At 66.8% G+C, this 15,785-nt stretch carries 18 protein-coding genes; 3 read left to right on the top strand and 15 right to left on the bottom strand.

Going from position 1 to position 15,785, the window contains the following annotated elements; all coding sequences use genetic code 11:
* Nucleotides 1-181 precede the first annotated feature (181 nt).
* The 7 genes from FM111_RS02640 to FM111_RS02610 form a co-directional block, all read right to left on the bottom strand.
* Entirely contained in the window at nucleotides 182-1,093 is a 912-nt protein-coding gene (locus FM111_RS02640; protein ID WP_087139179.1) for a SphA family protein, read from the bottom strand.
* A gap of 115 nt (nucleotides 1,094-1,208) precedes the next feature.
* Nucleotides 1,209-2,267 carry an NADH:ubiquinone reductase (Na(+)-transporting) subunit F gene (locus FM111_RS02635; protein ID WP_087139178.1) on the bottom strand — a complete coding sequence of 353 codons (1,059 nt, stop codon included), beginning with the start codon at nucleotides 2,265-2,267 and terminating at the stop codon, nucleotides 1,209-1,211.
* 10 nt (nucleotides 2,268-2,277) lie between these two features.
* Nucleotides 2,278-2,625, bottom strand: a complete 348-nt coding sequence (locus tag FM111_RS02630) for a phenol hydroxylase subunit P4 (protein WP_087139177.1) — start codon at nucleotides 2,623-2,625, stop codon at nucleotides 2,278-2,280.
* 12 nt (nucleotides 2,626-2,637) lie between these two features.
* Entirely contained in the window at nucleotides 2,638-4,164 is a 1,527-nt protein-coding gene (locus tag FM111_RS02625; protein WP_087139176.1) for an aromatic/alkene/methane monooxygenase hydroxylase/oxygenase subunit alpha, read from the bottom strand.
* 2 nt (nucleotides 4,165-4,166) lie between these two features.
* Nucleotides 4,167-4,436, bottom strand: coding sequence for an MmoB/DmpM family protein (locus tag FM111_RS02620; RefSeq protein WP_087139175.1), 270 nt, complete (start codon nucleotides 4,434-4,436; stop codon nucleotides 4,167-4,169).
* Complete coding sequence (locus FM111_RS02615; RefSeq protein ID WP_087139174.1) at nucleotides 4,433-5,449, bottom strand: phenol hydroxylase; 1,017 nt, start codon at nucleotides 5,447-5,449, stop codon at nucleotides 4,433-4,435. Before FM111_RS02615 ends, FM111_RS02620 begins: the two co-directional genes overlap by 4 nt.
* Nucleotides 5,446-5,739, bottom strand: coding sequence for a phenol hydroxylase subunit (locus FM111_RS02610; RefSeq protein ID WP_087139173.1), 294 nt, complete (start codon nucleotides 5,737-5,739; stop codon nucleotides 5,446-5,448). Before FM111_RS02610 ends, FM111_RS02615 begins: the two co-directional genes overlap by 4 nt.
* Before the next feature lie 157 nt (nucleotides 5,740-5,896).
* On the opposite strand from FM111_RS02610, the gene FM111_RS02605 reads away from it, so the two are divergent.
* A complete protein-coding gene (locus FM111_RS02605; RefSeq protein ID WP_087139172.1) occupies nucleotides 5,897-6,853 on the top strand; it encodes a LysR family transcriptional regulator in 957 nt (318 codons plus the stop codon).
* Here the strand turns inward: FM111_RS02605 and pcaD are convergent.
* The 7 genes from pcaD to FM111_RS02570 are packed head-to-tail and all read right to left on the bottom strand — an operon-like array spanning nucleotide 6,834 to nucleotide 12,606.
* On the bottom strand, nucleotides 6,834-7,628 hold the full coding sequence (gene pcaD / locus FM111_RS02600; RefSeq protein WP_087139171.1) for a 3-oxoadipate enol-lactonase: 795 nt from the start codon (nucleotides 7,626-7,628) through the stop codon (nucleotides 6,834-6,836). The genes FM111_RS02605 and pcaD overlap by 20 nt on opposite strands.
* Nucleotides 7,625-8,836, bottom strand: coding sequence for a 3-oxoadipyl-CoA thiolase (gene pcaF / locus FM111_RS02595; RefSeq protein WP_087139170.1), 1,212 nt, complete (start codon nucleotides 8,834-8,836; stop codon nucleotides 7,625-7,627). Before pcaF ends, pcaD begins: the two co-directional genes overlap by 4 nt.
* On the bottom strand, nucleotides 8,833-9,483 hold the full coding sequence (locus FM111_RS02590; protein ID WP_087139169.1) for a 3-oxoacid CoA-transferase subunit B: 651 nt from the start codon (nucleotides 9,481-9,483) through the stop codon (nucleotides 8,833-8,835). Before FM111_RS02590 ends, pcaF begins: the two co-directional genes overlap by 4 nt.
* Nucleotides 9,480-10,193, bottom strand: coding sequence for a CoA transferase subunit A (locus tag FM111_RS02585; RefSeq protein ID WP_087139168.1), 714 nt, complete (start codon nucleotides 10,191-10,193; stop codon nucleotides 9,480-9,482). The genes FM111_RS02590 and FM111_RS02585 overlap by 4 nt, the downstream gene beginning before the upstream one ends.
* An 18-nt stretch (nucleotides 10,194-10,211) precedes the next feature.
* The gene (locus FM111_RS02580) at nucleotides 10,212-11,105 is read right to left on the bottom strand and encodes a dioxygenase family protein (RefSeq protein ID WP_087139167.1); all 894 of its coding nucleotides are present in this window, start codon (nucleotides 11,103-11,105) and stop codon (nucleotides 10,212-10,214) included.
* A 39-nt stretch (nucleotides 11,106-11,144) separates the two neighbouring features.
* Nucleotides 11,145-11,435, bottom strand: a complete 291-nt coding sequence (catC, locus tag FM111_RS02575) for a muconolactone Delta-isomerase (protein WP_087139166.1) — start codon at nucleotides 11,433-11,435, stop codon at nucleotides 11,145-11,147.
* A gap of 4 nt (nucleotides 11,436-11,439) precedes the next feature.
* Nucleotides 11,440-12,606, bottom strand: coding sequence for a muconate/chloromuconate family cycloisomerase (locus FM111_RS02570; RefSeq protein ID WP_218779158.1), 1,167 nt, complete (start codon nucleotides 12,604-12,606; stop codon nucleotides 11,440-11,442).
* 252 nt (nucleotides 12,607-12,858) lie between these two features.
* Here FM111_RS02570 and FM111_RS16340 point away from each other — a divergent pair, with 252 nt between their 5' ends.
* Both FM111_RS16340 and FM111_RS02565 read left to right on the top strand, forming a co-directional pair.
* Nucleotides 12,859-12,999 carry a hypothetical protein gene (locus FM111_RS16340; protein ID WP_179204999.1) on the top strand — a complete coding sequence of 47 codons (141 nt, stop codon included), beginning with the start codon at nucleotides 12,859-12,861 and terminating at the stop codon, nucleotides 12,997-12,999.
* 234 nt (nucleotides 13,000-13,233) lie between these two features.
* The gene (locus FM111_RS02565; RefSeq protein ID WP_087139164.1) at nucleotides 13,234-14,721 is read left to right on the top strand and encodes a catalase; all 1,488 of its coding nucleotides are present in this window, start codon (nucleotides 13,234-13,236) and stop codon (nucleotides 14,719-14,721) included.
* A 67-nt stretch (nucleotides 14,722-14,788) separates the two neighbouring features.
* Here the strand turns inward: FM111_RS02565 and FM111_RS02560 are convergent, their stop codons facing one another.
* On the bottom strand, nucleotides 14,789-15,766 hold the full coding sequence (locus tag FM111_RS02560; RefSeq protein ID WP_087139163.1) for a DUF6607 family protein: 978 nt from the start codon (nucleotides 15,764-15,766) through the stop codon (nucleotides 14,789-14,791).
* Nucleotides 15,767-15,785 lie beyond the last annotated feature (19 nt).

The following is a 15,785-nucleotide window of genomic DNA, read 5'->3' as shown; positions in this document are numbered from 1 at the left end:
GCTCGTCAGGCTCATAACCTGAAGGTCGTAGGTTCAAATCCTACTCCCGCACCCAAGCTTACAAAGCCCCGATGGCCTACGCCGCGGGGCTTTCTGCTGTCTGGACCTACGCCTAGAATGAAACGCAGGCGGCGCCCTGGGGCCGAACTCGGCCGCCCAGGGCGCCGCCAAAACACGTCGATCAGAAGCGGAACGCCGCCTTGATCCAGAACTTGTCGCCCTGCGGGCGGTTCTCCGCGTGAAACTCGTGCTGCCACTGGGCGGTGACGGGGACGTTGCCGACGACGTAGCGGACCAGGGGGCCGAGCGCGAAGGCCTCGCCGCGCACGCCGTCGGGGCCGACGCGGGCGCCGGCGATCTTGTCGTCCGTCGTCTGGCGGTAATAGTAGCCGGTCAGACCCAGTGTCAGCTTGCCGGTGGTGTAGGCCACGGCCGCATCGGTGTGCAGGCTCTGGCCCGACTTGTAGTCGGTGTCGTCATTGGTGGTGTTGAAGTCGTACATCACCTTGGCCGAGGCCTCCCATCCGCCGCCCGGCTGGGCGTAGGTGGCGGCGAAGACCGGCTCGAACGTCCAGTAGTTGCGCCCGATGTTGGCCAGATCGCCCGCCTTGTAGTCGCCGGTGGGGATGAAGGTGTCGACCGTGGCGACCAGGTTCCAGTCGCCCTTCTTCCAGCCCAGCACCAGGGGGCTGACGATGATGTCGCCGAGGCCGAAATTGCTCTGGCTCTGACCGCCTGCCTTGACGTCCAGATTGACGACGGGGATCAGGGCGTGGGCGGCGACCGTGGCGCCCAGGAAGGTCTTGTCGCTGACGTGGACCACGCGGGCGATGTTGGCGAAGGCGTTGAGCGAGAAGTCGGGGACCAGACTGTCGCCGTTGCCGTCGTTCAGGCGGTCGGCGGTATAGTAGTTGGTGTAGGTCAGCAGATAGGTCCCCGGCGGCGGCAGTTGCGCCACCCCGATGGATTCCGCCCCGTCGGCATAGGCCGTGCCGCGCGTTTCGCCCGCATGGGCGACGCCCGCCATGCCGATGGCCAGAGTTGCAGCAACTCTGGCGGCCATCGTGGCGGTGGTGAGCTTCAGTGTCTTCATTGTCGTTTCCCTCCCTTGATTTTCGGGTGCAGGCGGCCGTCCGGCGCGGTTGCGCCGGTCGGATACCCGCCCGTTTTTTGTTGAGCCGCACCCCCCTCAGGCGCAGCGTTCGACGTCAGATCTTGCGGAACAGGGGCGAGCGCGCCGTGGCTTCGGCGTCGCCTGCCGTCAGGAACCGCTCCATGAAGATGTCCCGTTCGAACAGGCGTCCCTTCATCAGGGCGGTGACGCCCGCCTCGATCATCGGCGGCGGCCCGCACAGATAGGCCTGACAGCCGCTGAACCGTCCCTCGAACAGGCGTTCGGCGGCTTCGTGGACATAGCCGGTCTCGCCGTCCCAGACGTCGTCGGCCTCGGGCTGGGAGACGGCGGGGACATAGCGGAAGTTGTCGTGTTCGGCTTCCAGCTGACGGAACAGGTCGCCGAAGTGCAGGTCGCAGGGCCGCCGCCCGCCGTGCAGTAAGGTAATCTGCTCGGAGTAGCCCTGTTCCAGCAGGTCCAGGATCATACCCTTGGGGCTGGACAGGCCCGAGCCGCCCGCCAGGAAGATCAGCGGCTTTTCGGCCGAGCGACGGACGTAGAAGCGCCCCAGCGGGCCGGTGAAGTTCAGACTGTCGTCGGCCTTGAGCTCATCGTGCAGCCAGGCGGTTCCGGCGCCGCCGGGAACGCGGCGGACGTGCAGTTCGATCAGGTTCGGCTCGGTCGGGCTGCTGGCGATGGAGAAGGCGCGCGTGCCTTCGATGCCCGGCAGTTGCAGGTTGACGTATTGCCCCGCCTGAAAGTCCAGTCCTTCGCCGTCCAGCCGCAGCCAGAGGCCCAGAATGTCCGGCGTGATCAGTTCGCGGCGTTCGACCCGGCCGACATAGTCCCTGACGGCGATGCGTCGGGCGTCTTCGTCCTCATCGATGTCGGCCTCGATGACCGTGTCGCTCAGCAGCATGGCGCTGCAGGCCAGGGTCTTGCCGTCGTCCCGCTCGAAATCCATCAGGGCGAAGGGGGAGGCGCCGCCGTGATCGACTTCGCCTTCCAGCACCTCGACCTTGCAGGTGCCGCACAGGCCGTGGCCGCAGGCGTGGGGTAGCCAGACGCCCGCCCGAAGGCAGGCGTCCAGCAGGGTCTGACCGGGCGCGACCTCGATGGTCTCGCCGATCGGTTCGATGGTCAGGGTCGGCATAGGCGTATCCTCAGGCCGTGGCGGAGGGGCCGGTCCAGAAGCGGATCAGCGACTTGTGGCCGACGCCCTGATCGGCCAACGACCGGGCCGGATCGGGCGCCCAGTCGGCGCCGTCCAGCATCCAGCGGGCCTTGGACAGGTCGACGTCGGTCCATTCCGGATCCACCGCATAGAGCGACGGCAGGATCTCGCCGGTCAGGGCGGCGAAGGGCGTCTGCGGTGGCAGGGGCAGGGTGATCGCCGAGCAGAAGTTCAGATGCTCCTCCCAGTGGACATAGACCAGCTGGGCGCCGTTGAAGTTCTCGACGCGGTCGCGAACGGGGCCGGTGTAACCGGGGTGAAGGCTTGCGGTGGCCATCGTGCTGTCCTCCTATTCCGCCGCGACCGGGAAGGCGGGGCGGCGCCCCTCCATCCAGCGGTTCCACTGCTCTTCTTCGGGGGACCCGGCGTAGTCCATGTTATCGGCCCCCTGGTTGATGTGGTACCAGTCCAGCACCTCGGGCAGGGTCGCCCCGCCGCAGTTGCCCTGGAAGATCTGGTGCACCGGCAGCCAGGCCTGGGCGTACTTCGCCGGTTCGTGGTCGAAGATGTCCTTGCAGCCGTCCGAACAGGTGTGGAACTTGTCGCCGCCGTGTTCCGAGACGCGGAAGCTGATGGTCCCCGGATCGCCGACCTCGGTGAAGGCCATGGGGATCTGGCAGACCTGACACAGCTGCGGCAGGCCGTTGTTGTAGAAGCGTTTTCCTTCGTCAGCCTGTTCGCGCCACTTGCGATAACGCGGCTCATAGTGCTGGGCGAAGGTGTCGGGATACTTCTCGCGCAGCCAGGCCATGTGGGCTTCGTCGATGTCCCAGGTGTGCATGGCGGCGGCGTGGGTGTAGTTGTAGAAGATGCCCCACGCCTGGTGCGTCATGTGGCCTTTCTCGGCCTTGGCGACGTCGGCGTATTTCGGCTCGCGGATGCCATAGCGGGCCAGGTCGGCGAACAGGGCGCCGCCCGCCTGCTCATAATAGGTCTCCCAGGCTTCGCTCCAGGACATGACCTTCTTGGGCAGCATGTAGTCCATCATCATGCCGACCAGCGACAGCAGGCGGTATCCACGCCAGAACCACTTGTCGATCCAGCCCTGAACGATCGGCACATTGGCCTCGTCCTGTTCCAGCAGGAAGCGGACGGCCTCAAGGCCCAGCGTCATGTGGCGGCTCTCGTCCGACTGGGCAGAGAAGCCGAACGTCACCGTCGCCATGTCGCCGTTGTAGGCCGCGCCCGACATGAAGGGCACGAACAGCAGATTGGTCAGGACGTATTCGAAGGCGAAGCTGATCGAGGTCAGGAACTCGAACGGTCCGGCGCTGGTCGCATCGTCGAAGAAGGATTTGGGCACCGACAGATACCACAGGCGGTCATGCATGTGGGTGAAGTCGTGGATGCCGTCGAAATACTTGTTGTAGTGGCTGATGGTGTGGATCTGCGTCTGGCAGTGACGCAGTTCGTCGATCGACTGCATCTGCGCCGCCACGCGCAGGCCCGCGCCCGGCAGGTGCCGCGCCAGGTGGGCGAAGTGGCGGTGCGCCTGATACTCCAGCGGGGTCACGCCCTGGATGAACAGCTTGACCGCGTTCAGATACCGGGCGTCGGTGATGCCCAGCTGGCCGTTGTTCTGGGCCATGGAGTCGATGACGGCGTAGAGCTTGCGCTCCTTCTCCGCCTGGAATTTCCAATAGGCGTCCATGGTCAGCTTGAAGGGATCTTCCCAGGCGTCCCAGTCGTGGATCTTGATCCCTTCGTATTTGGCGAAGGGGAAGATGTCGTCGGCGCGCTGATAGGTCGGTTTCCAGTCCAGACCTCGCGTATAGGCGCCGTATTTCTGCTTCAGGCTCATTTTGCGCGGGGTCATGCCTATCTCCAGAAGATGATCAGAGAGCCGTCGTCCTCGTCCACCGAACCGGACAGGGAGATGACGCTGAGGTGGATTTCCTGAGGATCCCAGTCGCGGCCCAGGCGTTCGGAAACGCTCTCGGCGCGGATTTCCAGCCGACCGGGGCAGTCGATCTTGGTCATGGCCGGGAAGGGGTTGCTCTTGGCCTCGGGGTTGTCGGCCAGGATGGCTTCGATGATGGCGAAACCGTCCTGGGTGTTCTGAATGCTGATGGAAACGGGCTTGATCATGCCGCCATCTCCCGGGCTTCCAGGGCGTTCAGGCCGACCATCCGCTCGCGCAGACGCGCCCCGACGGCATCGACGGCGGCGTCGCCTTCGGCGCCCAGCACCATGGCGGCGATCGGGCGGACGGCCTCTTCGGCGCGGGCGGACCAGCGCTCGAACCACTCGCCCAGCACGATGCGGTTGGCGTCCGATTCAGCGGCCGCCGCCTTGACCACGGCGTCGGTCCAGCGGCTGTTGTCGGCGAACCAGTCGCCGAGGAAGCCGGTCATCATCGAGAAGGCCGAGCCGTTATGCGCGGCGCCGGCGCGGTCGAAGGCGCCGCTGACCAGCGGATAGATGTAGCCGTCCAGCACGATCAGCTGGGCGACATACAGCTCGAACCAGTCGTGCACGACCATCTGGTCCTCGGCCAGACGGCGCAGGGGCTGCCAGACATCGGCCTCCAGCCATTGCGTCTTGGCGTCGGCCAGGGCGCTCTCCGTGCCCTGACCCAGCAGCAGGCCGATGCGTGAAATGACCTGGGCGATGCCTAGGCGGTCGGCGCCGCAGAAGGCCGCCGCCGAGGTGATCTGGGTGCCATAGCCCCAGTCGGCCATCAGCTGGCAGTTCATGTTCGCCGCCCATTCGACATGGCGCAGCGGCAGCAGATAGGCGGCGAACATGTCGCGCCAGGCCGGGTCGACGCCGGCGGCCAGATCGCGCTTCTCGACGAAGTTCACGGCGTCGTCGAACGACTGCTGCATGGCCGCGCGGCTGATGTTGTAGGAGGCGTAGTAGAACTGGCGCGGGTCGCGGAAGACGTACCAGTCGTTCATCACGATGCGCGTGCGGCGCGGGTCGTACAGCTCGAACTCGGGCGAATAGGTCGGCCGATAGTGGAAATTGGCCGTCGGCTGGACGTCATAGGTGGCCTCGTCATAGCGCGAGGCGGGCTTGTCGACGCCGAAGCGCCGCGCAATGTGCGAGAAGGTATGACGCCGCGGCGTGATCGCCTCAGCTTTGAGGTCGATATTCATTGTGACGCTCCAACAGGCTCAGGGGCGACGGCGGGGCCGTCCTTGACGAGGCGCAGCACGACGTGGCTGGCGGCGGGATCGGCGGCGGTCACCAGACAGCCGTTCTCCAGGCAGAACTCCCGGAAGGCGATGACCGGCAGGACCAGTTCGACGCTCAGGTCGGGGTCGCCGTAGATGAAGTCGAACTCCACGATGCCGTTGTCCGTCAGGTTGCGGACGACGGTCTGGAGCTTGGGGCGACCGCTCGAAAACGGGCTGGGTCGCGTGATCGGGCTGGGCGCCGCTGTCATGTTCGTTTCCTGGGTTGGACCGCTTTTCGCGGTTCGTTGTTCCGTTCCCTGAAACGAAGACTGTCGGAGGGTCTGATAATGGGCCAATACAAAAAGGGCAGAGTCTGATGCCTTTTGGTTATTGCCTTGCGGGCGGGCGTCAGGCTCTGATGTTGGAATGAAACGCTCGCCGAAGCCGGAACCTCTGCCGCGCGCTGTCCTTTCGGGCGTCGATGTGCGGCGCCTGCGCTATTTTCTTGCCGTGGCCGAAGAACTGCACTTCGGCCGGGCGGCGGAACGGCTTTACATCGCCCAGCCCGCGCTTAGCCGTCAGATCGCCAGCCTGGAAAACGCCATCGGCGCCCTGCTGTTCGACCGCAGCCGCAGCGTCATCCAGCTGACCCCGGCGGGCGAGGCCCTGTTGCCGCGCGCCCGCGACATTCAGGCGCGGGTGGCCGACGCCGTGCGGGTGGCGCGCCGCGCGGCCGAAGGACTGGTCGGGGTGATCCAGGTGGGCTTCGTCGGCTCGGCGACCTTTTCGATCCTGCCGGGCGTCTTCAATGCCTATCGCGAACAGTATCCCGAGGTCGAATTGGTGCTGCACGCCATGAACACGGCCGAGCTGAGGGTGGCGCTGCGGGACCGTTCGATCGACGTGGCGTTCGCACGTCCCGGCATTCAGGATCCCGACATCGTCAGCGAGGTGGTCCAGCGCGAGCCGTTGATCGTGGCCCTGCCGGACACCGACGTCCTGGCTGAACAGAGCCATATCGCCCTGGCCGATCTGGCGGTGCGGTCCTTCATCCTCTACCCGCGCCAGCCCCGGCCCAGCTTCGCCGACCATGTGCTGGACCTGTGCCGGTCCGAGGGCTTCACCCCTGAGATCGCTCAGGAGACGCTGGAGATTCAGACCGCCCTGTCGCTGGTGTCGGTAGGGGCGGGGGTGTCGCTCGTGCCAGAATCGACCTCGGAGGCCCAGTTGCACGGCGTCGCCTACCGGCCCCTGTTGGGACAGGAGCGGGAGACGCAGTTGAGCCTGGCCTATCTGCGCGACAACCGATCCTCGGTGCTGGGCGGCTTCTGCGCCCTGGTGCGCGAACGCACCCGCAGCCAGATCAGGCCGCGAGGAAGCTGAGCACTGCGCCGGCGAAGGCGTCGGGCTGTTCGACGTTCGACAGGTGGGCGCCGTTCAGCACCTTCAGCTGGGCCTCGGGAATGGCCTTGACCAGGGCTGCGGCGTGGTCGGGCGGGGTGGCCGGATCGGTGTCGCCCGAGATGACCAGCGTCGGCGCTGTAATCAGTCCGCCCAGTCGCCGTAGGTCCATGTCGCGAATGGCGGCGCAGCACCCGGCGTAACCCTGCGGCGAGGTCGCCAGCAGTCCGGCCTCAATGACGGCGACCGGATCGGGCGCGCGGGCGGCGAAGTCCGGCGTGAACCAGCGGGCGACCGAGGCTGCCGCCAGCGGCGCCATCCCTTGCGACAGTGCGCTGGCGATGCGCGCATCCCACGCCGAGGGCGGTCCCATGAAGGCCGAGGTGTTGGCCAGCACCAGCCGCTCCAGCCGTTCGGGCGCGCGCACCCCCATCCATTGGCCGACCATGCCGCCCAGCGACAAACCGCAGAAGGCGACGCGCTCAAGCGCCAGCGTGTCCAGCAGCTCCACCACGTCGCGGCCCAGCCGGTCGAGGCCATAGGCGCCCGCCGGCGCGTCTGACGCCCCGTGCCCCCGGCTGTCATAGCGCAGCACCCGGTATTGCGCGGAGAAGGCGGCCATCTGGGCGTCCCACATCTCCATGCGGGTGCCCAGAGAGTTGGACAGCAGCAGCACCGGCGCGTCTTCAGGTCCGTCGAACCTATAGGCCAGACGGCAGCCGTCGCCGGTGGTGATGTGTTGCACCTGTCCGCTCATGCCCGCTCCACGATCATGCCGATGCCCTGACCGACGCCGATGCACATGGTGCACAGGGCATAGCGGCCGCCGGTGCGGTGAAGCTGCTCCACCGCCGTCATGACGATGCGGGCGCCCGACATCCCCAGCGGATGGCCCAGAGCGATGGCGCCGCCGTTGGGGTTCAGGCGCGGATCGCGCGGATCGACCTTCAGTTCCTGAAGCACGGCCAGCGCCTGAGCGGCGAAGGCCTCGTTCAGTTCGATGACGTCCATGTCGGCCATGCTCAGGCCGGTGCGGGCGAACAGCTTGCGCGCCGTCTCGACCGGGCCGACGCCCATGATGCGCGGCGCCACGCCCGAGGCCGCCATGGCGACGACGCGGGCGCGCGGCGTCAGGCCGTGGGCGCGGGCGGCGGCCTCGGAGGCGACGATCATCGCCGCTGCGCCGTCATTGAGGCCCGAGGCGTTGCCCGCCGTCACCGTGCCGTCCGGCCGCACGACCGGCTTCAGCTTGGCGAGGGCGTCGAGGGAGGTGGCGCGCGGATGTTCGTCCACGGCGAAGACGACGGGATCGCCGCGCCGCTGGGGCACGGAGACGGGAACGATCTCGGCGTCGAACCGGCCCGAGGCCAGGGCGGCGGCGGCCTTGGTCTGGCTGTCCAGGGCGAAGGCGTCCTGCGCCTCGCGGGTGATCGCCCACTGCTCGGCGACGTTCTCGGCCGTCTGAGGCATGGTGTCCACGCCATAGGCGGCGCGCAGGGCCGGGTTGATGAAGCGCCAGCCCATCGTTGTGTCTTCGATCATCTGGGCGCGGTCGAAGGCGGTCGCGGCCTTGCCCATGACATAGGGGGCGCGGGTCATGCTCTCGGCGCCGCCGGCGATCATCAGCTCGGCCTCGCCCGCGCGGATGGCTTGCGCGGCCAGCCCCACGGCGTTGAGGCCCGAGCCGCACAGGCGGTTGATCGTCGATCCCGGTACGGTCTCGGGCAGGCCCGCCAGCAGCACGGCCATGCGCGCGACGTTGCGGTTGTCCTCGCCCGACTGATTGGCGCAGCCCAGGATGACATCCTCGACGGCGCTCCAGTCCAGCGCGGCGTTGCGCTCGGCCAGCGCCCGCAGCGGGATCGCCGCCAGATCGTCGGCGCGCACCGCCGACAGCCCGCCGTTCAGCCGCCCGACAGGCGTGCGGATGGCGTCGCAGATGAAGGCTTGCTTGAGGGCGGTCATGCCGTCGCCGCCGCGATGGCCAGCGGCGCGCCGGTCTTGGCCGTGATCTCCTCGACCGTGACGCCGGGCGCCGTCTCGATCAGCGTCAGCCCGCCCTGTTTCCGGTCCACGGCGATGACGCCCAGGTCCGTGATGATCAGATCCACGACCTTCTGGCCCGTCAGCGGCAGGGCGCATTGCTCCAGAATCTTGGGCGATCCGTCCTTGGCGACGTGATCCATCACGACGACGATGCGCTTGACCCCGGCGACCAGATCCATGGCGCCGCCCATGCCCTTCACCATCTTGCCGGGGATGGTCCAGTTGGCCAGATCGCCGTTGGCGGCGACCTCCATCGCCCCCAGCACGGCCATGTCGATATGGCCGCCGCGGATCATGGCGAAGCTGTCCGCCGATGAGAAGAAGCTGGAGGTCGGCAGGACGGTCACCGTCTGCTTGCCGGCGTTGATCAGGTCGGGGTCCGCTTCGCCCTCATAGGGAAAAGGACCGATGCCGAGCAGGCCGTTCTCGCTCTGCAGCGTGACGCGGACGCCCTGGGGCACATGGTTGGCGACCAGTGTCGGTATGCCGATGCCCAGATTCACATAGTAGCCGTCGCGCAGTTCCTGTCCGGCGCGGGCCGCCATCTCGTCACGGGTCCAGCTCATGCCGAGGCCTCCTCGCGCGGACGGGTCGTCAGCTTCTCGATGCGCTTTTCATTGATGGTGCTGAGGACGATGCGGTCGACATAGATGCCCGGCGTGTGGATGGCGTCGGGATCGAGGGCGCCTTCGGGGACGATCTCCTCGACCTCGACCACGGTGGTCTTTCCGGCCGTCGCCATGTTCGGATTGAAGTTGCGCGCAGTCTTGCGGAACATCAGATTCCCGGCCGGATCGGCCCGCCAGGCCTTGATGATCGACAGGTCGGCGCGCAGCCAGGTCTCGCGCACATAGTCTTCGCCCTCGAAGGTCTCGACGGGCTTGCCCTCGGCGACGACGGTGCCGACGCCGGTGCGGGTATAGAAGGCGGGGATGCCTGCGCCCCCCGCCCGGATACGTTCGGCCAGGGTGCCCTGCGGGTTCAGTTCAAGCTCCAGCTCGCCGGACAGATACTGCTGCTCGAACAGCTTGTTCTCGCCGACATAGCTGGAGATCATCTTCTTCACCTGACGGCTCTCCAGCAGCACCCACAGGCCGAAGCCGTCGGCGCCCGCATTGTTGGAGATGACGGTCAGCCCGCCGACCCCGGAAGCTCGGATCTCGGGGATCAGGCTCTCGGGGTTGCCCGAGAGCCCGAAGCCGCCGGACATGATGGTCATGCCGTCGAACAACAGGCCCTCGAGCGCGGCGCGGGGAGAAGCGAAAATCTTGGACACGAACCGCAGGCCCTTCGATCAGGCCGCCGCGCGGGCGCGGCCGGACAGGTTCTCGTCCGCCTTTTCAGCGGCGCGCTGCAGGGTGAAGTCGAAGGCGACATAGGCGCTGTCGCCCTGACGCTGCGGCACCGGCAGCAGGCCGTCGCGGGTGGCGAAGGCGAAGTCGTCGGCCGCGAACGGATCGTCGCCGAAGTTGATCTGGGTCGTCAGCGAACGATAGCCGGGCGCCTCGACGAAGAAGTGGACGTGGGCCGGGCGGTTGCCGTGACGGCCGATGGCCTTCAGCATCCGGTCGGTCGCGCCGTTGGGCGGCACCGAATAGCCGTTCGGCATCTTGGAGCTGAAATAGTAGCGGCCGTCGGCGCCGAGCTTGATGCGGCGACGATTGTTGAACGGGGTCTGCTCGCCGGTCGGGTCGAAGTGGGAATAGAAGCCCTTCGAATTGGCGTGCCAGACATGAAGGATGGCGTCGGCGGGGGCCTCGCCGTCGGGGCCGACGATGTTGCCGGTCATATACAGGGTGTCGGTGTCGTCGGCGTCGTCGGTCAGGTTGACGTTTTCGCCTTCGACCAGCGGCGCGCCCTCGACATAGAGGGGGCCTTCGATGGTGCGCGGCGTGCCGCCGGTGCGGCCCGCCTCGGCGTCCTTGGCGTCGAGGAACAGATCCATGAAGTGCTCAAGGCCCGAACCGGGCACGATCAGACCGAACTCCTGGGCGCCGTCCTGGAAGAATTTGATCGCGCCCCAGAACTCGTCCTCGCTGACATCGTGCTTGACGATGACGCGCATCAGGGCCTCGACCACGTCGCGGGTGATGGACTTCAGTCGGGGGTCTCCGCCGTCGACGGTCATGCCGCTGGCGCGATCCAGCAACGTCTGCACCTCGGGCGTGGCGACGAAATCTTCGGTCATGTCTTCTTCCTCTCCAGTGTATTTGGCCCTTGGGGGCTCTTAGCGATCGTCCTCGTGGATCGATGACGGATGGCGGCACAGGGCGGTGACCTGGACGTCCATGTAGGGAAACAGCGGCAGGGTGCTGAGAAGGTCATGCAGCGTCTGGGCGTCGGCGACGTCGAAGATGCTGACGTTGCTGTATCGCCCGGCGACGCGCCACAGGTGACGCCAGATTCCCTGACGCTGCAGATCCTGGGCGCGGGCCTTTTCCTCGGCCTTCAGGCGGTCGATCCTCGCCGGGTCGGCGTCGTGCGGAATGCGCACATCCATGGTCACATGAAACAGCATCGATTTACCCCACAACCAGCTTTGGCGTGATGACCGAGGTCCGGGCGCCTCGGTCTCGACGAAGCGCCGCAACGGCGTCCTCGTTCAGTTGAAGACCCAGGCCCGGCCCGCTGGGCACGGTCAGGCAGCCGTCGGCGTAGTGCAGCGGCTGGGCCAGCAGTTCCTCGGTCAGCAGCAGGGGACCGAACAGTTCGGTGCCGAACTCGATCTCGGGCAGGGTGGCGAACAACTGGGCCGAGGCGATGGTGCCGACCGGTCCCTCCAGCATGGTGCCGCCGTAAAGGGCGATGCCCGCCGCCTGGGCGATCCCGGCCAGGCGCTTGGCTTCGGTCAGGCCGCCGGCCTGGGCGATCTTGAGGGCGAAGACGTCGGCCGCCTGACCGCAGGCCAGGGCGTAGCCGCTCTCCGGCCCATGCAGGGCTTCGTCGGCCATGATGGGGATCAGGCCCATGGCCGTCAGCCGGGCCATGCCCGCCGTCGCATGGGCGCGGATCGGCTGTTCGACCAGATCGACGCCCGCCTCGGCCAGCAGGGGCAGGGCGCGCTTGGCGGCGGCCTCGCTCCAGGCCTGGTTGACGTCGACGCGGATGCTGGCCCGGTCGCCCAGGGCGCGCTTGATCGCCGCCACGTGGGCGACGTCTTCCTGCACGGGACGCTTGCCGATCTTCAGCTTGAAGGCGGTGTGCCGACCCGACGCCAGCATGGTCTCGGCCTCGGCGATGTCCTGGGCGGTGTCGCCGCTGGCCAAGGTCCACAGCACCGGCAGACGGTCGCGGATGCGCCCGCCCAGAAGCTCGCTGACCGGCACGCCCAGCCGCTTGCCCTGAATGTCCAGCAGGGCGGTCTCGACGGCGTTCTTGGCGAAGCGGTTGTCGATGATTGAACGACGCAGGCGCTCCATTATGACGGCCGGGCGGGTGGAATCGGTGCCGATCAGCAGCGGCGCGAAATAGGCGTCGATGGCCAGCTTGATGCCTTCAGGGCTTTCGCCGCCGTAGTTCAGGCCGCCGATGGTGGTGCCTTCGCCGATCCCTTCGATCCCGTCGGCGCAGTGCAGACGCACCAGGACCACGGTCTGCGACTGCATGGTGGCGACCGACAGGACGTGCGGCCGGATGGTCGGCACGTCGAGGACGATCGTCTCCACCCGCTCAATCGCTGATCCCTGCACCCTGTCGTCTCCGCGCTTCTTGTTGAGACGAACCTTAGGCGCCGCATGTCATGACCTAAAATGCCTATTTGTTCGTATTTGATGCCCAAAAGGCATTAAGCTCGCCGAGCGAGCGTCAAGAAAATCATCCGATGAGCGAGATTCCGCCAAACCTCTGTCGTCGAAACTTGGCCGGACCGCCGCCGAAATGTGCCGGAGCCATCACGAAGCCACCCTAGCGTCCGCTGTTATCGCAAAGGGGGATGGACGGGGATGAAGTTCACGATTTCACCGCGAGCGATCGCGCCGCTGACGATCGCGGGCCTGGCGCTGGCGACGGCGGTTCTGATCGCCGTGATCCCCGGTCAGGCGCACGCCGCCGAAACGCTTCAGGGCGCGCTTCGTCTGTTGTGACGTTGGCCGGAACGGCCTGGCCTTAAGGTCGTTCTGCGATTGTCGCCTACTGAGATTGCTGACCGAGACCTGGGTCCGGCGAGGTTGTTGGGGCTGTCCCGCGTGGACCTGTCGACCGGTCAAGAACGGCCGTCTTTTCAGCGACAGAGACGGTTGCAATTCAGCGCCTCTGCTCCATCTCATAAGCCAAGCTCGGCTGCGGAAGGATGCGGCGGGCGGCAGAGGAGACAGGCGATGACCCAACAGAAATCAGGCTCTACGACGGGCGCAGGCGCCCCGGCGGTCAGTGATCGGAACTCGCTCAGCGTCGGTCCCAACGGGCCGATCGTGCTGCACGATGTGCACTTCCTGGAGCAGATGGCCCACTTCAATCGCGAGAAGGTTCCCGAGCGCCAGCCGCACGCCAAGGGGTCGGGCGCGTTCGGCGTATTCGAGACCACGCACGACGTCTCGGCCTACACCAAGGCGGCCCTGTTCCAGCCGGGCGCCCAGACCGAAATGCTGGCTCGTTTCTCGACCGTGGCGGGCGAGCAGGGCAGCCCGGACACCTGGCGCGACGTGCGCGGCTTCTCACTGAAATTCTATACGGACGAGGGCAACTACGACCTGGTGGGCAACAACACCCCGGTCTTCTTCGTGCGCGATCCGATGAAGTTCCCGCACTTCATCCGCAGCCAGAAGCGCCTGCCGGACTCAGGGCTCCGCGATAATCATATGCAGTGGGACTTCTGGACTAACAACCCCGAGACAGCGCACCAGGTGACCTATCTGATGGGCGTGCGGGGCCTGCCGCGCACCTGGCGCGAGATGAACGGCTACGGCTCCCACACCTATATGTGGATCAACGCCGCGGGTGAGAAATTCTGGGTCAAGTATCACTTCCACACCCGTCAGGGCATGGCCTTCTTCTCCAACGCCGAGGCCGCCGCCATGTCGGGCGCCGACGCGGACTTCCACCGTCGCGACCTGTTCGACGCCATCGCGCGCGGCGAGCATCCGGTCTGGGATCTGTCGGTCCAGGTCATGCCCTACGCCGAGGCGGCGACCTATCGGGTCAACCCCTTCGACCTGACCAAGACCTGGTCGCACAAGGACTATCCGCTGATCCCGGTCGGCGTGATGACGCTGAACCGCAACCCGGAGAACTTCTTCGCCCAGATCGAGCAGGCCGCCTTCTCGCCTGGCAACACCGTGCCCGGCATCGGCCTGTCGCCGGACAAGATGCTGCTGGGCCGGGCCTTCGCCTATAACGACGCCCAGCGGAACCGCATCGGGACCAACTTCCACCAGCTTCCGGTGAACCAGCCCAAGGTTCCGGTGAACACCTATATGTTCGACGGGCAGATGGCCTATCACCACTCGGGCGCCCAGCCGGTCTATGTGCCCAACAGCGGCGGCCGCACCTGGTCGGACGAAGCCGGCCCGGTCCATGACGGCTGGGAGGCCGACGGCGCGCTGGTCCGCAGCGCCTATACGTTGCACGCCGAGGATGACGATTTCACCCAGCCGGGCGTTCTGGTGCGCGAGGTGTTCAATGACGATCAACGCGCCAAGCTGGTCGATCAGGTGGCGGGCAGCCTGCTGGGCGGCGTACGCTCGCCGGTGCTGGAGCGCGCTTTCGACTATTGGAAGAGCATCGACCCCGACGTCGGCGGCCGCATCGAGGCGGCGGTGCGGGCGGGCGGCGCCCCGCGCCCGGCCGAGGGCATGGGCGAAGGCTGACGCCTGACATCCAAGGCCTGAATTGAAACGCCCCCCGTTCCATGGCTGGAGCGGGGGGCGTTTTGCGTTAGCGGGCGGTGGCCTCGATCAAGGCGCGGGCCTGGGTGATCGCCGCCTCGGTGGTCAGTTCGCCGGCCTGGACCTGATCGGCCAACTTCATCAGAGGCGGGGCGGTGATGGCGCCCGTCTGGGCTTCTTCCGCGACATGGACGCCGCCGTCGCGGGCGATGACCGCGTCCCAGGCGTCGCGCACGGCGGCCCAATAGGTTTTCGTCGCCGTCCAGTAGTCGTCGCCGGCCTTGGGTGAGAAGGCGGTCGAGGCGTCATAGCTGTTGATGACGTCTTCCTGGACGATGGCGACCAGCTCGCCGCCGCCCTTGCCCGACAGCTTCATATTGTCCTGGATGTGGACCCAGCCGTCATGCTTCAGGATATGGCGGTTGGCGCCCAGATAGCGGTCGTAGACCGGGTTGCGCACGGCATCGCGGCGGGCCAGCGGCCGCCAGGTCGGGCCGGAGGTCCAGGCGCTCAGCCCGTTCTCATAGGTCCAGCGGCCGACGCCGCCGTAACGCGGGGAATCGTCTGTCTGCCACACGGTCTGGGACCAGGCGCCCTCGCGCTCAGAAGCGGGGACGGGTGTGGTGCGCCAGCTGTTGTCGCCGACATAGGTCAGGACGGTTTGCGGCTGATAGACCCAGTCCTGGCGCCAGTGTTTGACGACGACGCTTTGGCCCCCGTGCTCCATCACCAGGATGTGCTGCAGGCTGATGCGGTCGCCGTTGTCGTAGACCAGGCGGACGATTTCGGTCCCGCCGGACAGCTGTTCCTCCAGCGGGTCGTAGTCGGCGCGGAAGCTGACGTTCTCGCGCATGTCGAAGTGGACGCGGAACGCTCCGGCCTGGGCCAGGATCGACTGGCGATCGCGTTCGAACTGAGGACTGCGGACGGTCGTGGCGGCCTGTGCGGCTTGGGCGACGGCGGTGGTCGCCAGGGCGGCGGGCGTCGCCCCGGTCAGCAGGGCGGCGGCGATCAGAATGGCGCGCATGGAAGGCTCCTTGGCTATG

It is taken from the genome of Brevundimonas diminuta 3F5N (genome assembly GCF_900163625.1).
Lineage (GTDB): Bacteria > Pseudomonadota > Alphaproteobacteria > Caulobacterales > Caulobacteraceae > Brevundimonas > Brevundimonas diminuta_A.
The sequence above is the reverse complement of the archived record's forward strand: the minus strand, read 5'-3'. Positions and strand labels throughout refer to the sequence as shown.